Raw genomic sequence first — 17,407 nt, 5'->3', positions numbered from 1 at the left:
GAATTTTTTAGTTTTTATGATAGACGAAATAAGACTTCAAGTTTATTTAGCCCGCTGCGGAGTTGCTTCAAGACGAGCCTCTGAAAATCTCATCTTAAACGGAAGGGTAAGCGTTGACGGTAAAATAGTAACCGAACTCGGTACAAAAGTTTCGGGTAAAGAAAAAATCTGTCTTGACGGAAAACAAATTTTCCCCGAGGCCGAAAAACGGTATATTCTATTGAATAAACCCGAAGGCTATGTTTGTTCATTGGCCGATGAAAAAGACAGACCCATCGCCGCCTCCCTTTTAAAAGATACCTATACCGAGAGGCTTTACAATATAGGCCGCTTGGATATGCTTTCGGGAGGAGTCATCCTTTTTACAAATGACGGAGATTTTTCCGCAAAGGTTGAGCATCCTTCTTCCGAAATTGAAAAAGAATATGAGGTAATAACCGTCTTTGAATACCCAGATGAAATCCTCCAAAAATTTTTAAGAGGGGTGCGTATCGAAGGCGTTTTTTATAAGGCTCTTTTGGCAGAACGCATATCCAAAAACAAAATGCGTATAGTTTTGATTGAAGGCAAAAACCGCGAAATCCGCCGAGTCTTAAAATTCTTTAATATCAAAATAAAAAAACTGACGCGGGTCAGAATAGGCTGCGTGCACCTATCAGACCTTCCCTCCGGCAAACACCGTCCCTTAACTTCTGAAGAGATTAAAGGGTTGTTGGGGTAGGTGTGCTTTTATTCCGGAAAAATAAGTTTTATTTTGGGGCCATCGGGCTGCGGAAAATCAAGCCTTTTAAATATAATTGCAGGTATAGATAAAAACTAAAAAAGCATTTCAAGTTTTATTGCAGGAAAAATTGAGGTTATTTTTTTTATCATTTGTAAAGACGGATTTGATTTTTTTTCCAAACGCTGATAGCTGTATACATTTTTCATTCCGAGTTTTTCAGATACTTGTTTTTGTGTTAGATTTACTATAAAATCTTGACAAATATTTCCGTTTTGCGTTAGTATATTACCTAGAAGAAGAAAATAAACATTTTAAGGAATTTGAAACGATAAGAATGTATTCGTATGCGAAATCGGTTTAAGATTTTTTTAAATACCGGGAGGATTTTCAATATGTTTAGGTTTAAAAATTTTAGATTCATAACAGCTGTGTTATTTTTATTTTCAGCTCTTAGTCTATATGGGGCTGATTTGGAAATAAAAGCTGAGGAAACTGTTCTTGCGGGGACTTTGCTTTTTCCTAAGGCAGAAAAAGCCGTCTCCGTTTGTATCATAGTTCCCGGTTCAGGGCCTATAGACCGAGACGGAAACAGCGGCTTTAATCTAAGAGCCGATACTTATAAACTCTTAGCAGAGGGACTAGCCGAAAACGGAATAGCTTCTTTTCGATATGATAAGCGCGGTGCCGGTAAAAGTCTTCCGGCTCAATTTAAAGAAGAAGACATTAGATTTGAAACAAATGTTCAAGATTTAAAGGCTATAATTTCTCATCTAAAAAGTCTTAAAAAATTTAAAAAGATTTTTTTAATAGGCCATAGTGAAGGTTCTCTGGTTTCCATTCTTTGTGCAAAGACTGAAAAAGTTGACGGTTTTATTTCGATTGCAGGGGTAGGAAAAAATTCTGCAGACCTTATTTTGGAACAAATCGAAAAAAATCCCGCTAATCCTAAGGCTTTGATAAACTCTTCCAAACAGATTATAGAAAAACTAAAAAGCGGTAAAATGGAAGAAAATGTTCCGCTTGTTTTAAACAGCTTATTTAGAAAATCGGTTCAGCCCTATTTGATTTCTTGGTTTAAGTATGAACCCAAAAAAGAAATTGCTCAATTGAAAATACCTGTTTTGGTTATTCAGGGCGGAAGTGACATTCAGGTAGGAGTTGAAGATTCAAAGCTTTTAAGCTCTGCAAAAGAGGGTATAGAATTAAAAATTATCGAAAAGATGACTCATACCTTAAAAGAAATTAATTCTCCTCAGGAACAAATGAAAACTTATATAGATCCGTCTTATCCGATTTCAAAGGATTTACTTTTAGCCATTACGGAGTTTGTCAATAAAAATTAAAACAGCCTAAAAAACTTTTTATGCGAGAGAGAACTTTATGAATATTTTAGAAAACACATTGAATTCGATTAAATCCGTTTCGGAAGAAGAAGGAAAAAAGGCCAAGCTTTTTTGGGACAGCCTTGCTCATCCGCCGGGTTCTTTGGGGGCTCTTGAAGAGATGACGGTAAGGCTTGCAAAAATCAAGGGCTTTGACAATTTAAAAATCGATAAAAAAATAACGGCTGTCTTTTGTGCGGATAACGGAGTTTATGCAGAAAAAATTACCTCCCAGCCCCAGATAACCACCTTCTTGCTTGCCGAGATTATGCACACGGGAAAAACAGGTTTGGGAACAATTTCAAAATGGGCAGAAAGCGGTATTAGGGTTTACGATGTCGGAATGATAAAAACAAGTGAACGGAAAGATGTTATCAATAAAAAGATAAAATTAGGTACGGAAAACATAGCCCAAGGCCCTGCGATGAGCAGGGAAGACTGTATCCGCATGATTGAAACCGGAATAGAGGCGGCCTTTGAAATAGCTGATGAAGGCTTCGATATTGCAGGAATAGGGGAGCTGGGTATTTGCAATACTACCACAACGGCGGCTGTGCTTTCAGGCCTTTGCGGAGTAGAGCCTGAACTGACTGTCGGCCGCGGGGCTTCTACGACAGAGGCTATGTATGAGCTCAAGATTAAGACCGTAAAAAAAGCTATCGAAATAAACGCCCCCAAAAAAGGCGATTCAATCGATTGTATTTCGAAAGTCGGGGGCTTTGATATTGCGGCAATGTGCGGTTGTTACATAGGCCTTGCCGCCCGCGGAATTCCTGCCGTAATCGACGGCTATATTTCGAGCCTTGCAGCCCTCTGTGCCGTAAACTTAAATCCTCGCGTAAGGGATTACCTTTTTGCTTCTCATAAGTCGGAAGAAAGGGGAGCTAAGATATGTACTTCTGAGCTTGGAATCGAGCCAGTCTTAAGTATGAAAATGCGTTTAGGAGAAGGAAGCGGCTGTCCTCTCTTGTTTAAGATGCTTGAAGGAGCTGTCTTTACCATGCAAAATATGGGAAAATTTACCGAAACCATGATAGACGGAGCCGATTTAGTGGATATCCGAAAGCAGACAAATCCTTAAAATTCCCTATTGACTAATTCTCTTCTTTATAGTATTATGCTTTCTTACTCGTATTTTCATTGAAACACGGGTTTTATATTGAAATTTTGGGTTAATCCCGGGAGGTTTACGTGGTAAAAATCAGACTAAAAAGACTCGGAACTAAAAAACGCCCTTATTATCGAATTGTTGTTCAGGATGTAAGAGAACCCCGAAACGGCAAAACCATCGATGAAGTCGGCATTTATCATCCGATCGAAACGGCAGAAAAACAGATTTCTTTTGATGCCGATAAGGTTAGAAACTGGTTGGGAAAAGGTGCACAGCCTACCGACACAGTTAGACGCTTACTTAACAAAAAAGAATTCACTCTATAAGTGTAAAATCACTTGACAGGTGAAAAGGAAAACAAAATGCAAAAAGATTTAATAGAATACATTGCCAAATCCCTCGTTGACGATCCTTCCGCCGTAACGGTATCGGAAAGTGAAAACGAAAAAGGGACGGTCATTGAGCTTAAAGTAGCCTCAGGCGACATCGGCAAGGTAATCGGAAAGCAGGGAAGAATCGCAAAGTCGATCAGAACCTTGCTGAGCGCAAGTGCAGGAAAGTCGGGAAAGCGTTATTCGCTTGAAATTGTAGACTAATAATGGATTTGCTTGCAACAGGACGAATCCGCGGTACCTTCGGGATCGAAGGGTTTGTAAAAGTTGAAAGTTTTTCCGGAGAATACGAGCATTTTTTAGGTTTTGACAGAGTTTTTTTAAGTATTCTTAAGGAAAAATTAAGAGAGCAAAAATATAAAGACGGCTGGTTTGAAATTGAAGAAGTTAATTTAAGAAAGGCCGATGCTCTTGTAAAATTTAAGGGGATAGACAACCCCGAAGCCGCCAAGTGTTTGACGGGTTCGGAATTGTTTATTCCTAGGGACAAGGCCGCCCCCCTTGATGAGGGCGAAGTTTATGTCCATGATCTTTGTAATTGTAATCTTGTATGCGAAGGAACTCTTGTTGGAAAAATAACAAGTGTAGCAGAAGGCGGAGGCGGTTACCTCTTAGAAATAGCCGGCAAAACCTCCGAGGCTGCTGCGGAATCGAGCTTTTATGTTCCCTTTAATAAGGAATTTATCGGAAAAATCGACTTAAAAGCCAAAACCGTGGAGCTCATGCACCGCTGGATTCTTGAATGAGATTCGATGTGCTGACCTTATTCCCTGAAATACCCGAAGCTTTTTTTAAAACTTCGATTATGGCCAAGGCTGTAGAAAAGGGAATTATTAGCTGCAACTTGGTAAACATCAGAGACTTTGCTTTCGACAAGCACCGCTCATGCGATGACATCGTTTACGGCGGAGGGGCCGGAATGTTACTCTTACCGGAACCTTTGAGCCTAGCATTGGACTCGGTTAATGCTTCTTCAAAACGGGTAATATATGTTACCCCGTCAGGGAGGCCTTTTAGTCAAGAGTTGGCAAAAGAGCTTTCGTCAGAAGAAGCTCTCGTCTTTGTCTGCGGACGATATGAAGGAATCGATCAGAGAATAATCGATGAATATGTTGATGATGAAATCTCGGTCGGCGACTATGTTATGTCCTCAGGCGAGCTTGCAGCCCTAGTGATAATCGATGCGGTTTACCGCCTGATAGACGGAGTTATTTCCGGCGAGTCGCTTGAAGAAGAAAGTTTTTCAGGATTTTTGCTTGAGTACCCGCAATATACAAGACCAAGAAATTTTAAGGGAAAAGAGGTTCCCGAAGTGCTCCTTTCAGGACACCATCTAAATATCCATAAGTGGAGGCTAAAAAAGCGTATCGAAAAAACGCTTAAAACGAGGCCCGATCTTATCGAAAAGGCAAGAAATTGCGGGATGTGGACAAAGGATGCAGAAAAAATACTTAAGGAGTTTGAAAATGAGTGATCTGATTATGAAAATTGAAGCTCAGCAAAAGGCTGAAAACCCTCCCGTTTTCCGTGTAGGAGATACGGTTAAAGTTCACTTTAAAATCGTTGAAGGAAAGACCGAGCGAATTCAGGTTTATGAGGGCTTGGTAATCTGTTTTAAAAATTCCGGAATCGGAAGAACATTTACCGTACGAAAAAATTCTTACGGTGTAGGGGTTGAACGAGTTTTCCCCCTTCATTCACCTCGAATTGCTAAGGTTGAAGTTGTACGCCCAGGAAAGGTACGCCGAGCTAAACTTTACTATATCAGGGATAAGGTAGGTAAGGCTGCTAAGATTAAGACCCTTATCACCAAAAAGAACTCATAAATTTCGAGTTTAAACTTTTAAATCGGCAAAAAATTTGTGATTTATACGGACGGTACAAAAGTTTTTTTTACCGCCTCAAGACGGGCTGCCTCAGGTTCGATGAGCTTAAAAAACGGCGATATTGTAAACGCTAAAATTTTAAGCTTAAAGACGGACGGGGCAGCCCGTATTTTTTTTAACGGAAATATTTTTGAGGGAAATGTTTCAGGAAGCCTAAAGGAAGGCGACAGTCTTAAAATGAGAGTTGTCATCGATTCTGATAGAGTTCTTCTCATTCCCGAAAAAGGAGATGACGCTTCTTCTTCAAAGGACATCTTTTCTAAACTTGGACTTCCGCAAAACGAATTGACTTCAAGTATTCTTGCCTTTTTTACGGCGATAGAAAGCCGCCTTGATGAAAAATCGATAAACCGCATTTTTAACTTTTTGCACAAAAAAACGGCAGGTAAGGCATCAGACCGAGACTCTTTAAAAGAAAAGGAAAAAAGCGCCTTTGCCGCCTCTCTTATCGAAAGCAAGGGCATTGAACTTTCTGATGAGCTTTTTTCGCAAATCTATGAAGCTATTTTCGGAGGCGGCAGTGAAAAAAATGATGATGAAGTTTTGGAGATGATAAATCACTTAAAAGGTGAGGGGCTTCATTGGATAATCCTCCCCTTTGACAGAGAATTTGATTCTTCCAAGGCCTCAGGCTCGTTGGCTCTTCTATTGGATATAAGTTTAAAAAAACTTAAGTCTCTGGTACTTCGCTGCAATTTTAAAAGTTCCGGCGAAGACGAATCTTGGATTTTTTCTTTGCAGGATAAAGAGTTTACATTTATGTGTGAAGACATCGAGCTTTCCCAAAAAGAAAAAACGGATTTGGAAAAGCTTTTTACTTCCTGCTTAACGGAAACAGGCTTTTTCGATTCGGATACGGCTTCAGTTTTTGTCCGCTATGGAGAGCCGTCAAAATATGAACCTCCTCTTTCAGTCGATTTAAGAGTTTGATACTTTTATAAAGAATTGTTCCGGCGTAAAGACTTGAACTCTTGCCGATTTAAAATCGCCTAGATTTCTTGAAATTAGATAGTCAATATAAAATTATTCTAGGGATAACTTTTTTGATCGTATTTTTGTCAGATTTATTTTCGTAGGCTTGACAAAATCTTAGGGCTGGCTTAGAATTATACTATAACCGGAGGTAGTGTTATGAAAAAGATGTTTATGGTTACAGTGCTTTTGCTTATAGGTTTTTATTTGTATTCCGAAGAGACTGTGAAACAAACTAAGGAAGATGATGAAAGTTTTTCTTATTATTTAACTGTGAATCAACTTATAAGTAAAAACCTTTTTAAAAACAAAGATTTAATCTCTGAATATTCTCAAAAATTAAATAATGAGCAAATTTTATTGATTCAAAAAAAATACCAAAAAGACTTGGCTGTGCCTCTTTTGTTAAATGGATTTGTAGGGTTCGGCAGCGGTAATTTTGCTTGCGGAGATATGCTGGGCGGAGGCATTCATGCCGCTATCGACGGTTTATCGGTATTATCTATGCTTACTATGCAATTTATTAATTTGGTAGATCTATTTTCCACCACTAGTTCAGACCCTCTGGCATCTATAGCCAATATTGATAGGAGAATGAAGATATTCAGTTATGTGGCCTATTCAGCCGGAAGTATTATGCTTGTTAACCGTATTGCTTCATTAATTACAGCGAGCTTATATGTAAAAAGGTATAATCAAACCTTAAATGATGTGTTAATAAAAAAGATACCTAAGGTTTCATTTACTCCTGTTCCTGTCATTAGTCCTGAGGGAGTAGGGCTTGCTTTGAATATAAGATTTTAGATTATTTTGGCATAAAGTATTGTTCCGGTGTAAAGACTTGAATTCTTGCCGATTTAAAATCGCCTAAATTTCTTGATGGTGCTTTCATACTTGTTTTTTTTCTTTTTTTGCTATATTATTAAGCTATGATTTTTGACTAAAATCGGCGGCTTTTTATGGAAATAACGGAACTTGAAAAACAAGTCTTAAAACAAGAATATCCTCAGGTGAGCCTTTCGGAAGATCTTGATATTGAAAGGTATTTTGAACTGAGAAAAACAGGGCATTTGAATGAAGCTCTTTTATTGTACAATGGAAAATTAAAGCGTAAATATCCGGATGATTCTATGCGGTATGAACTGATGTCTTCGTATAGACGGAGATCGCATAGGTTTCAGGAATTGCTTACTGAAAATTTAATCAACCTTGCCCAAAAAACTATAATGCAGATTAAGCAGGTTATAGGGTTTATTACCGAAAAGATAGCCAATCTCGATACAAATGATGTCTACAATGTTATTCAAGAATGTGAAAAAATAGTATCGGCGGTTTCTTCCGATAGATTTGCTTCTATTTCGTTTACCGAAAAATATGCACGCTATGCCGACATCATAGGGTTTAAACAGGTTGCAATGAAAAAATCGGCAGAGCTTATCCGCCTCTATGTAACCGATACCCTTTCATCGGTAAAAGCTTATAGAGATGAACAGGATGAAATATTATCCCGCCAAAAAAGAGAACGGGCTGCCTACAGGCCTCCCACTACCCTTGACTTTTCTAAGATTATTTTTACAAAAGAGCAAGTAGATTCAATAATTATTTCTCCCGATATTAAACGGGTTGAAGATCAAGTTATTGCTTACACTTTAAAGTATTGGCCTGTTTATGCTGACGGCGGATTTGAAAATATCGTTTTATTGTACAGCCGGAAATATAGGACCAATAACTTTAATATTTTTCAGGCCGTAAAAATCGGAAGATTTAGAAGCTGGAGGGATGAAGAAATCTTACAAGCAGTCCTGTTGAATTTAGTAAACGGTTATTACTACAGCATAAGCGGCGATCTTTATCTTCAACGGGAATGGGCTAGGGTAAAAGTTTCGATAGAACCTGTAAAAAAGAAAGAAGAACTTATTGATGATGTTTCCGATGCAGAGGCTGTTTTAGAAAAAAAAGTAAAACCCAAAAAAGAAAAAAAGACTTCCAGTAAAAAAGCTGAAAATGTAGATCTTAAAAAACCGGTTCAAAAAGATGCTGTTTTTGAAACAAAGAAAGCTAAAACGGAAGAATTAAATTTAGAAAATAAATCACAAAACAAAGAATCTTTACCCGACAAAAAAACGGATAAACTTAAAAAGTCGAAACTTGAAAAAAACAAACTTAAAAATGAAGAACTTAAAAACGATAGCATAAAAAAAGAAAACCTTGTAGAAGTTCCAAAAGAAGAATCAAAATCGGAGGCTCATTTTGAAAGGCCTAAACTTGAGATGAATCCTTCAGGTTCAATATCGGAAATGATTAAGACTATGAGGGGAGATAAATATCAAATTCATAAAGGTCTTTTTTTTGAAGGGATAAGGCCTTCAATCAGGAAGGTGCTCGAAAAGTCCGCCGTTCAAAAGATTTCAATGTTCGGTAATGAGCAAAACGATGCCGAGAACTATATCTACGATTTCTTTGATCAAAACTACGATAACCCCTACCAAAATTGGGGCATCTCAGAACAGAGAGTTCAAGTATTAAAATTAGGCTTCGACATAAAAACCTTGGAGCCGATTATAGCAGATTGGATTAAGGGACTTAAGTTTTAGAAACGGTATATTGACAACTGTGTGTTTTTCTTATATTCTGGGCGTATAAAATTTATATATTTAGAAAATGAAACTTGAACGGATTCTCGAAATAATTATATACTTATTGAACCATGAAAAGGTTTCCGCAAAATATTTGGCAGAGTATTTTGATGTGTCGGTCAGGACTATTCAGCGTGATATGGTAAGCATAGCCGAAGCCGGTATACCCGTATATACTTTGGGCGGAAGATACGGCGGCTATGCCGTTTTGGAAAATTATAAAATAAAAAACATCAACATCAAAAACAGCGAACAGCAAATTATTATAAGCGCTTTGGAAAGTCTTGCAACTTCATATACAAATGACAAGCTCAATTCTTTAATCGAAAAATATAATGCCATTATCGAAAAGGAGGGCGGGCAAAAAGTTTTTTGGGATTTTAGCGTTACAAAAGAAAATAAAAAGGTGCAAGATTCCAATATGCTTTTGGAAAAAGCCATCGGCGGTAAGAACTATATCGTTTTCGATTACCGCAATTCCGAAGGAAAAAGTTCGCATGTTTGTGCGGAGCCCCTTGCAATTCATTATAAATGGTATGCATGGTATTTGTTTGCATACCTTAAAGAAACAAAAGAGTATCGAACCTTTAAGGTTGCTCGGATGCAAAACCTAGTCCTCGCAAAAGAAAGATCTTTTATAAAACACGGCGATATACAACAAAAGATGAAAGAAGCCGAGCTAGCGTATTATAAAACTTGCATCGATATAGAAATCATTTTTTCCGAAAAAGAAATTCCGCTCATCGAAGAGTATTTTCCCGACTCCGTTATCGAAAAACTTTCTTCACAAAAATATAAAACCCATATTCATGTTCCTGCAAAAGAACGGCTGTGGAAGGCCTTACTCCTTAGCTTCGGAGATGCTGTAACCGTAGTTTCTCCAAAAGATTATAAAGAAGAGCTTATAAAAACCGCTGGAACTTTTTTATCTAATTACGACATATAGCTGTCGCTGTCCTGTGATAATGTATTAGGTATGGATTATTTTTGGACGGATACAGTGCGATGAAAAAATATCTTTTAATATTAAAAGCCTATTTTAAAGGTTCTCTTATGAACTTAATGGAATATAAGTTCAATTTTATAAGCGGCGGAACCTTTGAACTTGTATGGCTTTTTATGTATCTCGTTTTTATCGATACGATTTTTATTCATACCGAAACGGTAAACAGCTGGGATAAGTACCGAATGTTGATGCTGACCTTTCAAGGCGGACTTATGGATTCCGTTTTTACTTTTTTGATAGTGCCTGGATTAAAAAGATTGCCCGAAATGATTAATACCGGCACCTTGGATTTTATATTATTAAAACCATTGAATCAGCGTTTTACTATTTCATTTAATGAGTTTGATATTCCGCAGATAAAAAATATTATCATAAATATTACCGGTTTGACATATTGTTTTATAAAACTGAATATACGGATGACTCCTTTAAAATTATTACTGTATATTTTACTTTCGATGAACGGCTTTTTTTTGATTTATTCGATTATGTTTATATTGATGAGTTTGGCTTTTTGGTTTATGCGGATGGATATTGTTATGGGCATAGGTTCCGAGCTGATTACCATCGGAAATAAACCTATGCAGATATATCCGCAGCTGCTTCAAAAAATTCTTATCTTTGCCATTCCGCTGTTTGTATGTTTTAATTTTCCTATTTTGTTTGCCGTTAAGGACTTATCTGTGAGTTATATTCTCTATTCTTTTGCAGCAAGTTTTATATTTTTTTTATTATCGAATTTTATTTTTAAAAAAGGAGTAAGGCGTTATGTCGGATCAGGCAGCTAGTAACGAAAAAATTATTGTTGCAGAAAATATCTGCAAAAGTTATGCATATTATCAAAAAGATGCAGGACTTAAAGGCAGTATCAAAAATTTGTTTAAACGTAAAAAACTATATAAATCTGCGGTTAAAAATCTTTCCTTTGAAATTGCTCAAGGTTCGATAACGGGTTTAATCGGTTTAAACGGTGCAGGCAAAACGACAACACTTAAAATGTTATCCGGTTTGATATTGCCGACGAAAGGAAGCCTTACCGTCTTACAGCACAATCCTTTTGAAAAGAAAAAAGAATACCTCAGGCAAATTTCAATGGTGATGGGAAACAAGAGTCAGCTCTGGTGGGATTTGCCTGCCGTTGATTCCTTTGAACTTAATAAAACCATTTATGAAGTTGAAGATGCCGATTATAAAAAAACGCTTTACACAATGATTGAAATACTCGGTGTACAAAAACAGGTGAATGTTCAGGTGAGAAGACTGTCTTTAGGAGAGAGAATGAAAATGGAATTGATAGCGGCTTTAATTCACAAACCGAAACTTATTTTTCTTGATGAACCGACGATAGGGCTTGATATAATTACGCAATATAATATAAGGGATTTTCTAAAACATTATTGCAATAAATATCATGCAAGTCTCATACTGACAAGTCATAATTTTAACGATATTGTTTCCCTTTGTACGGAATTGATTTTAATAAATAAGGGAGAAAAAATATATTCCGATTCTTTTATTAACTTTAAAAATGAATTTTTAAATAAAAAATATTTTATATTAAAATTAAAATTATTGAAAGCGGATAAAATTATAAAAACCTTGCAAGAAAAAGGTAATTTTTTTGCAGAAAAAACTGCAGAAGATACGGTTAAAATTTCTGCGGACTCAACTGCGAGTTTGGATATATTAAAAAATATTTCCAATGATTTTATTGAAGAGTTAAGCGATATTACCATTGAAAATATTTCGATGGAAGATGTTATCAGAAGATTGTATACATCGAGTGAGTCCATACTATGAATGCATATTACAAAGTTTTTAAAATAAGTTTGGCAAATCAATTGGAATATAGAGTTAATTTTATTTCCGGATTTTTATTTTCACTCTTTCCTTTTACAGTTAATGTATTGTTATGGATTGCCGTCAGTTATCAAAGTAAAGATATGCCTTTTAAAGCAGACGGTATAGTATCGTATTACTTTTTGACTTTGATAACCTACAATATTACTTCAACGGTTTCCGTATTTAAAATTTCCGATGATATAAGGCTCGGCACACTCAATCAGTATCTTATAAAACCGTATAATTATGCGCTGTATCAACTTGCTTCCGATTTGCCTCATCGTTTTATTTTCATTGTTATGAATGCGGTTCCGATCACGGTTTTATATTTTTTACTGCAAAGATATTTTGTGTTTACACTATCATTATGGAAGGCTTTATTTTTTGTGCTCTTTTTGATCGCAGGTTATCTCATCAATTTTTTTATCGATTTTTTGATAGCACTCTATAGTTTTTATTTTTCGCGTGTTTCTTCACTCTATACATCGATACGGGTACTTAAAAATATTTCCGCCGGTATTATTTTCCCGCTTGTCCTTTTACCCGAATCGGTGTTTAGTCTTTTAAAGAACTTACCCTTTGCCTTTATTTCCCATGTTCCGGTAAGTCTTTTACTCGATGATGTTCCTCTATGCACCGCTTTTATTTCCTTATGTAAAAGTTTAGGCTGGATAACGCTGCTTGCTGTTTTCTGTGCAGTAGTATGGAAAAAGGGAATGAAAATCTATTCCGCCTATGGGGGCTAGTATGTATAAAAATCAAATTACAAATCCCTCCGCATCCGGCTTGGCGTAATGCCGTAGGTTTCCTTAAAGGCTTTTTGAAAATAGCCGTCTCCGTAATAACCGACCGCTTGTGCTATTTCTATAATGGATAAGGTATCATCATAAAGGAGTTCGAGGGCCTTTGTCATTCTTATTTTTTGAGTGTATCCGTTTATCGTTGCGTTAAAACAATCTTTAAAACCGGTTACCAGTTTTTGCTGATTGATGGCAAACTTTTTGGCAAGTTCGGCAATCGTAACATGATCCGCAAAGTGTTCTTCTATAAAAGTTTTTACTTCTTTAAGGACGGCCTTGTCTTTTTGAGAAAGGTGCACATTTATTGCCGGTTTTGCTTTATAAATATAATCGTATAGAAGAGAAAAAACTTCCAAACATTTACCTTGAATATAGAGCTTTAAAGCTCCTCCTTCCAATGTACATTCTTTAAGGCTGTTGCAAATCGCGGTTATTTTCGGAATGACAATCGGCTCGGGATTAAGTACGCATGCTGCTCTTTCAAAAAAATCCTCTTCCAATGTGATAGGTAAAGAAGAAAAAAACTTTTCCCGAAAGCCGAAACCTATATTGATAAACCGTACATGAGGTTCAATCCTCTTATATCCGTAAAAACTAAAAGTATTGACATAGGCATTAAGCCCGTATTCAAATTCGCAAGACTTTTCTTTTTTTTCATAATAGGAGGCGAGCCCGGTGTAATATTGCCCAAGTTCGATAATTCTTTCATTTACATTATCCGCCTTGATAACAAGAGGCCGGTACAGTGTACAATCGGAAATAGTCACCACAGCCGTTTCGGTATCTCCCAAGATGGAAAAACCGCCTGAGCCTTTTTCTTCATCCAATATATAATCCCTTCTTCCATCTTTTAAATGCTTGATAAAGCCGAAATGTTCAAAGTCCTCCCAATAATCTTCAACCGTACGCATGTTTACCTCTTCTCTTTTTAAAGTTTTTCTGTTCTATTTGAAGATTATAATAGTATATTTGACTTAAAAAGTCAAGTATTTTTATATTTTCTTTCTTATTTGAAGAAATTTTTATTGACAAAAATTCTTATGACAGCTAGAATAAGGTAGTAAAATAAGTTAGTGATGACTAACCGGGTTTTTTGAAATGGAGCATTTTATGAATAAAAAATCAAAAGGAATATTCGACAGTGTTTTTTATTATTCAAATGAAGGAAAACCGTTTCTTATTGCAAGCATTTTTTTATCTACGGTAGGAATGTTATGCAATGCCGTTCCATATATATCGGTATATTTTATAGGCAAAATATTTTTAACCGGCGGAGAAAGGGACGGTGTTTTCTTTTGGATAATGGTTGCAGGTGCTGCCGTTTTATGTAATTTAATTTTTTCATTTTTAGGCAGTTTGGGCTGCCATAGGGTGGCGTTTAAAATTTTATATAGGTATCGAATTAAGCTGATGGAACATTTAGGAAAATTACCGCTCGGTTTTTTTTCCAAAAACACAAGCGGCTCCATTCAAAAAATAATGGATGAAAATATCGAAAAATTAGAAGGGGTTATCGCTCACATGTTGCCTGATTTGACGGGTTCCTTTGTTGTGCTGGTGTTACTCTTATTAGGAATTGCCTATCTTAATTGGCTTATGGCAATTACGGTGCTCATTTCGTTGGTGCTTGCCTTTTTCTTTCAGGCTTTAATTTTTGGCGGAGAAAAAGCAAAAGAAAGATATGCAAACTATATGAAACTTTCAGCCGATATTACCGGTCATTTTTCAGAGTATGTAAAAGGAATGGCGGAAGTAAAACTGTTTGGACGGGCAGGCGGCATATCAAAAAATTTGGAGCACAGCCTTGACGGATGTCTTGACTGGGAAATAACCAATTATAAAAGATCCGCTTTTTTTATGAGCATGTATAAAAGTATTATCCTATCTCTTCTTAGCTTTGTCGTTCCGATCGGCGGTTTTTTGATTTTTAAAAATCCTGCAGGAGATACGGTTTTATCGGTTATTATGGCATTGATTATCGTGCCTGCACTGTACGACCCGCTTTTAACCTGTATAGATTATGCAAATCAAATCAATTTTGCAAAAGCAGGTCTTGCGCAGATAGACGGTATTTTAAATGAGCCCGTTTTTAAAGCAAAAAACAATGAAGAAAAAGAAAAGGGGGCATCAGTGCATTTTGATTCGGTTTCATTTTCGTATCAAAGTGAGGCAGACCCCTTACGGAAGCAAGCTCTTGATACCGTTTCATTTACTTGCAACGAAAATGAAATGACTGCTTTGGTCGGAGAATCGGGAAGCGGAAAATCCACCATAGGGCAACTGCTTTTGCGCTTTTGGGATGTGCATGAAGGAAGTATAAAGATCGGAGGAAAGGATATAAAGAGCTTTGATACGGAAGACTTAATGGAAAAAATCGCCTTTGTTTTCCAAGACACCCATATCTTTTCGGATACGGTACGAAACAATATTTCGATGAATAAAAACTGCTCCGATGAAACGATAATCGAAGCGGCGAAAAAGGCGAGATGCCACGATTTTATTATGAACCTTCCCGATAAATATGACACCCTAATCGGTTCGGGGAATATAAAGCTGTCAGGCGGAGAAGCTCAACGAATTTCGATAGCACGGGCTTTTTTAAAAGATTCTAAAATAGTTATTTTGGACGAAGCCTTGGCCTATACCGATGCGGAAAATGAAAACTTGATACAGGAAGCAATTAGAAATCTTATCAAAGATAAAACGGTCATTGTCATTGCGCACCGGCTGAAAAGCATTATGGATGCGGATAAGATTATCGTTTTAAGAGAAGGAAAAATTATAGAAGAGGGCACGCACAAAAGCCTTATGGAAAAAGACGGAGCATATAAAATGCTGTGGGATTTACAGTTTGAAGCGGAAACATGGGAAATAGCAAGCAAGGGAGGTGAACTGTAATGAAAGAACTGATAAGAAAATTTACAATGGGGCATCCCAAACAAATGACGGAACCGGTGATATGGTATTTTTTGGAAGGCTTTACCGTCGGTTTTCCGGCAGTAGCGGTTTATTTTGCAATTAATCTTTTTATTACATATTTTAACAATCCTTCAATCATCTTTGATAAGGGATATTGGAATATAGCCCTCTGGCTTGCAGGGTTTTTCCTTTTGCAGTTGACGGTCAGTACGGTTACCTTTTTAAAAACCTTTCTTCCCGGTGCCCGTAACTCTGCACAGAACAAAAAAGACTTTATTCAAAAAATAAAAAGATTACCGCTCGGTTTTTTTTCTAAAACCCGTTCCGGAGAACTTATCAATACATTTACCGGAGATTTTTTAGCGATTGAGCAGGGTATGGTCGGCTCTTTTACGGGATTGTTCGGTGTTGTTTTTTCCTGCATCTTAACGTCGGTTTTTATGTTTTGGTTTAATTGGAAAATGGCACTTGCCTTTTATATTGCACTCCCGATTTCTGCGATTATTATTTTAATTTCTTTTAAGGTATTGGGAAATTTAATTGTGAGCTCAAGAGCGGCAAAAGATAATACTGCAGAAGCGCTCAATGAATATCTTTCCGGTATGAAAATACTTAGGAGCTACAATCAAATAGGAAAGGGTTTTTCCAAACTTGAAGATGCCTACAAAAACCTAAAAGATATCAGCATAAGGGGAGAAACATTGGGCGGCTCCTTTTTAGGTTTTGCCTTAACCTTTGCTCGGGCAGGGCTTCCGCTTATGTGTTTTGCCGGAACCTATCTTATTGTCGGCGGCGAAATAGGCTTAACCGAATTTTTAAGTATCATTATTATCGGCACCAAAATTATAAGTCCGCTTCTTACATGGATTCGGTACACCGCCGTTCTTAGAATGCAGTATGTCAGTGCAACAAGAATCGACAATGCTATGAAGAAAAAAGAATTAAGCGGTGAAAAGTCAATACAAGTAAAAGATTTGGGCGATATTGAGTTTGCGCATACGAGTTTTTCATATTTACAAGGGAAAAATGTTATTGATGATATATCCTGCACTTTTAAGAAAAACTCGCTTACCGCCATTGTGGGGCCGAGCGGCGGAGGAAAATCCACCATATTAAAACTTATCGCACGGTTTTGGGATGTAAACTCGGGAAGTATAAAAATCGGCGGTGTTTCACTCAATGAAATAAACCCCGATCACTGGCTTAAACATATTTCAATGGTACTGCAAGAGGTCTATCTTTTCCATGACACCATAAGAGAAAACATTATGTTCGGAAACAAAAACGCAACGGAAGAAGATATGATTCGCGCTTCAAAATTAGCAGGCTGTCATGAGTTTATAGAAAAACTGCCTGAAGGATATAACACCATTGTAGGTGAGGGCGGTTCCACCTTATCGGGCGGTGAAAAGCAAAGGATTTCAATTGCCAGAGCAATTCTTAAAAACGCACCGATTTTATTACTTGATGAACCTACAGCGAGCTTAGACTCAAAAAATGAAGTATTGGTTCAAAAAGCTATATCAAACCTGGTTAAAGATAAAACCGTCATCATGATTGCCCATCGCTTAAAAACCATAAAGAACGCCGACAAGATTATCGTATTGGATAAGGGCCGCATTGTGGAAGAAGGCAGGCACTCCGAACTGTTGGAGAAGCAAGGCCTGTACGCACGGCTATGGCATCTACAAAATAAATCAAAAGAATGGAAAATTTCATTATAGAGCTTCGGGAGGA

The 17,407-nt window shown here is 37.0% G+C and carries 20 protein-coding genes; 18 read left to right on the top strand and 2 right to left on the bottom strand.

The window, feature by feature from the left end:
- Nucleotides 1-16 precede the first annotated feature (16 nt).
- Both HYB91_RS08615 and HYB91_RS13010 read left to right on the top strand, forming a co-directional pair.
- Nucleotides 17-721, top strand: coding sequence for a pseudouridine synthase (locus tag HYB91_RS08615; protein WP_002677270.1), 705 nt, complete (start codon nt 17-19; stop codon nt 719-721).
- Nucleotides 722-820, top strand: a complete 99-nt coding sequence (locus tag HYB91_RS13010) for an ATP-binding cassette domain-containing protein (protein ID WP_080612193.1) — start codon at nt 722-724, stop codon at nt 818-820. It abuts the gene before it with no gap.
- On the opposite strand, the gene HYB91_RS08610 is transcribed toward HYB91_RS13010, so the two are convergent.
- Entirely contained in the window at nt 817-972 is a 156-nt protein-coding gene (locus tag HYB91_RS08610; RefSeq protein WP_256489127.1) for a helix-turn-helix domain-containing protein, read from the bottom strand. The genes HYB91_RS13010 and HYB91_RS08610 overlap by 4 nt on opposite strands.
- A gap of 144 nt (nt 973-1,116) precedes the next feature.
- On the opposite strand from HYB91_RS08610, the gene HYB91_RS08605 reads away from it, so the two are divergent.
- From HYB91_RS08605 to HYB91_RS08540, 14 genes are all read left to right on the top strand, one after another.
- Nucleotides 1,117-2,067 carry an alpha/beta hydrolase gene (locus HYB91_RS08605; protein ID WP_002677272.1) on the top strand — a complete coding sequence of 317 codons (951 nt, stop codon included), beginning with the start codon at nt 1,117-1,119 and terminating at the stop codon, nt 2,065-2,067.
- A 37-nt stretch (nt 2,068-2,104) separates the two neighbouring features.
- The gene (gene cobT, locus HYB91_RS08600; RefSeq protein WP_002677274.1) at nt 2,105-3,187 is read left to right on the top strand and encodes a nicotinate-nucleotide--dimethylbenzimidazole phosphoribosyltransferase; all 1,083 of its coding nucleotides are present in this window, start codon (nt 2,105-2,107) and stop codon (nt 3,185-3,187) included.
- Nucleotides 3,188-3,297: 110 nt separating this feature from the next.
- Nucleotides 3,298-3,543 (top strand): 30S ribosomal protein S16, encoded by a 246-nt coding sequence (rpsP, locus tag HYB91_RS08595; RefSeq protein ID WP_002670213.1) that lies wholly within the window; start codon nt 3,298-3,300, stop codon nt 3,541-3,543.
- Between the two features lie 36 nt (nt 3,544-3,579).
- Nucleotides 3,580-3,813, top strand: coding sequence for a KH domain-containing protein (locus HYB91_RS08590; protein ID WP_002670215.1), 234 nt, complete (start codon nt 3,580-3,582; stop codon nt 3,811-3,813).
- A 2-nt stretch (nt 3,814-3,815) separates the two neighbouring features.
- Nucleotides 3,816-4,355 carry a ribosome maturation factor RimM gene (gene rimM / locus HYB91_RS08585; RefSeq protein ID WP_002670218.1) on the top strand — a complete coding sequence of 180 codons (540 nt, stop codon included), beginning with the start codon at nt 3,816-3,818 and terminating at the stop codon, nt 4,353-4,355.
- On the top strand, nt 4,352-5,083 hold the full coding sequence (gene trmD / locus HYB91_RS08580) for a tRNA (guanosine(37)-N1)-methyltransferase TrmD (RefSeq protein WP_002677276.1): 732 nt from the start codon (nt 4,352-4,354) through the stop codon (nt 5,081-5,083). The genes rimM and trmD overlap by 4 nt, the downstream gene beginning before the upstream one ends.
- Nucleotides 5,076-5,435, top strand: a complete 360-nt coding sequence (gene rplS, locus HYB91_RS08575) for a 50S ribosomal protein L19 (RefSeq protein WP_002670222.1) — start codon at nt 5,076-5,078, stop codon at nt 5,433-5,435. Before trmD ends, rplS begins: the two co-directional genes overlap by 8 nt.
- 36 nt (nt 5,436-5,471) lie before the next feature.
- On the top strand, nt 5,472-6,425 hold the full coding sequence (locus tag HYB91_RS08570) for a hypothetical protein (RefSeq protein ID WP_002677278.1): 954 nt from the start codon (nt 5,472-5,474) through the stop codon (nt 6,423-6,425).
- A gap of 201 nt (nt 6,426-6,626) precedes the next feature.
- Entirely contained in the window at nt 6,627-7,271 is a 645-nt protein-coding gene (locus HYB91_RS08565; RefSeq protein ID WP_002670231.1) for a P13 family porin, read from the top strand.
- A 155-nt stretch (nt 7,272-7,426) separates the two neighbouring features.
- Complete coding sequence (locus tag HYB91_RS08560; protein ID WP_002677287.1) at nt 7,427-9,061, top strand: hypothetical protein; 1,635 nt, start codon at nt 7,427-7,429, stop codon at nt 9,059-9,061.
- A gap of 67 nt (nt 9,062-9,128) precedes the next feature.
- Nucleotides 9,129-10,049: a helix-turn-helix transcriptional regulator gene (locus HYB91_RS08555; protein WP_002677288.1), complete on the top strand. Its 921-nt coding sequence runs from the start codon at nt 9,129-9,131 to the stop codon at nt 10,047-10,049.
- A 59-nt stretch (nt 10,050-10,108) separates the two neighbouring features.
- Nucleotides 10,109-10,897, top strand: a complete 789-nt coding sequence (locus HYB91_RS08550) for an ABC transporter permease (protein WP_002677289.1) — start codon at nt 10,109-10,111, stop codon at nt 10,895-10,897.
- Nucleotides 10,878-11,909: an ABC transporter ATP-binding protein gene (locus HYB91_RS08545; RefSeq protein ID WP_002677290.1), complete on the top strand. Its 1,032-nt coding sequence runs from the start codon at nt 10,878-10,880 to the stop codon at nt 11,907-11,909. The genes HYB91_RS08550 and HYB91_RS08545 overlap by 20 nt, the downstream gene beginning before the upstream one ends.
- Nucleotides 11,906-12,697: an ABC transporter permease gene (locus HYB91_RS08540; protein WP_002677291.1), complete on the top strand. Its 792-nt coding sequence runs from the start codon at nt 11,906-11,908 to the stop codon at nt 12,695-12,697. Before HYB91_RS08545 ends, HYB91_RS08540 begins: the two co-directional genes overlap by 4 nt.
- Nucleotides 12,698-12,714: 17 nt before the next feature.
- On the opposite strand, the gene HYB91_RS08535 is transcribed toward HYB91_RS08540, so the two are convergent.
- The gene (locus HYB91_RS08535) at nt 12,715-13,662 is read right to left on the bottom strand and encodes a helix-turn-helix domain-containing protein (protein ID WP_002677295.1); all 948 of its coding nucleotides are present in this window, start codon (nt 13,660-13,662) and stop codon (nt 12,715-12,717) included.
- Between the two features lie 199 nt (nt 13,663-13,861).
- Here HYB91_RS08535 and HYB91_RS08530 point away from each other — a divergent pair, with 199 nt between their 5' ends.
- Both HYB91_RS08530 and HYB91_RS08525 read left to right on the top strand, forming a co-directional pair.
- Nucleotides 13,862-15,649 (top strand): ABC transporter ATP-binding protein, encoded by a 1,788-nt coding sequence (locus HYB91_RS08530; protein WP_002677297.1) that lies wholly within the window; start codon nt 13,862-13,864, stop codon nt 15,647-15,649.
- Entirely contained in the window at nt 15,649-17,394 is a 1,746-nt protein-coding gene (locus HYB91_RS08525) for an ABC transporter ATP-binding protein (protein WP_002677299.1), read from the top strand. Before HYB91_RS08530 ends, HYB91_RS08525 begins: the two co-directional genes overlap by 1 nt.
- The last annotated feature ends 13 nt before the right edge of the window (nt 17,395-17,407 follow it).

The organism is Treponema sp. B152 (assembly GCF_024181665.1).
Classification (GTDB): Bacteria; Spirochaetota; Spirochaetia; order Treponematales; family Treponemataceae; genus Treponema_B; species Treponema_B denticola.
The sequence above is the reverse complement of the archived record's forward strand: the minus strand, read 5'-3'. Positions and strand labels throughout refer to the sequence as shown.

Coding starts and splice junctions, on each gene's coding strand:
- HYB91_RS08615 (WP_002677270.1), top strand. CDS start 17: ATGATAGACGAAATAAGACTTCAAGTTTATTTAGCCCGCTGCGGAGTT.
- HYB91_RS08605 (WP_002677272.1), top strand. CDS start 1,117: ATGTTTAGGTTTAAAAATTTTAGATTCATAACAGCTGTGTTATTTTTA.
- cobT (WP_002677274.1), top strand. CDS start 2,105: ATGAATATTTTAGAAAACACATTGAATTCGATTAAATCCGTTTCGGAA.
- HYB91_RS08590 (WP_002670215.1), top strand. CDS start 3,580: ATGCAAAAAGATTTAATAGAATACATTGCCAAATCCCTCGTTGACGAT.
- rimM (WP_002670218.1), top strand. CDS start 3,816: ATGGATTTGCTTGCAACAGGACGAATCCGCGGTACCTTCGGGATCGAA.
- trmD (WP_002677276.1), top strand. CDS start 4,352: ATGAGATTCGATGTGCTGACCTTATTCCCTGAAATACCCGAAGCTTTT.
- rplS (WP_002670222.1), top strand. CDS start 5,076: ATGAGTGATCTGATTATGAAAATTGAAGCTCAGCAAAAGGCTGAAAAC.
- HYB91_RS08565 (WP_002670231.1), top strand. CDS start 6,627: ATGAAAAAGATGTTTATGGTTACAGTGCTTTTGCTTATAGGTTTTTAT.
- HYB91_RS08560 (WP_002677287.1), top strand. CDS start 7,427: ATGGAAATAACGGAACTTGAAAAACAAGTCTTAAAACAAGAATATCCT.
- HYB91_RS08555 (WP_002677288.1), top strand. CDS start 9,129: ATGAAACTTGAACGGATTCTCGAAATAATTATATACTTATTGAACCAT.
- HYB91_RS08550 (WP_002677289.1), top strand. CDS start 10,109: ATGAAAAAATATCTTTTAATATTAAAAGCCTATTTTAAAGGTTCTCTT.
- HYB91_RS08545 (WP_002677290.1), top strand. CDS start 10,878: ATGTCGGATCAGGCAGCTAGTAACGAAAAAATTATTGTTGCAGAAAAT.
- HYB91_RS08540 (WP_002677291.1), top strand. CDS start 11,906: ATGAATGCATATTACAAAGTTTTTAAAATAAGTTTGGCAAATCAATTG.
- HYB91_RS08535 (WP_002677295.1), bottom strand. CDS start 13,662: ATGCGTACGGTTGAAGATTATTGGGAGGACTTTGAACATTTCGGCTTT.
- HYB91_RS08530 (WP_002677297.1), top strand. CDS start 13,862: ATGAATAAAAAATCAAAAGGAATATTCGACAGTGTTTTTTATTATTCA.
- HYB91_RS08525 (WP_002677299.1), top strand. CDS start 15,649: ATGAAAGAACTGATAAGAAAATTTACAATGGGGCATCCCAAACAAATG.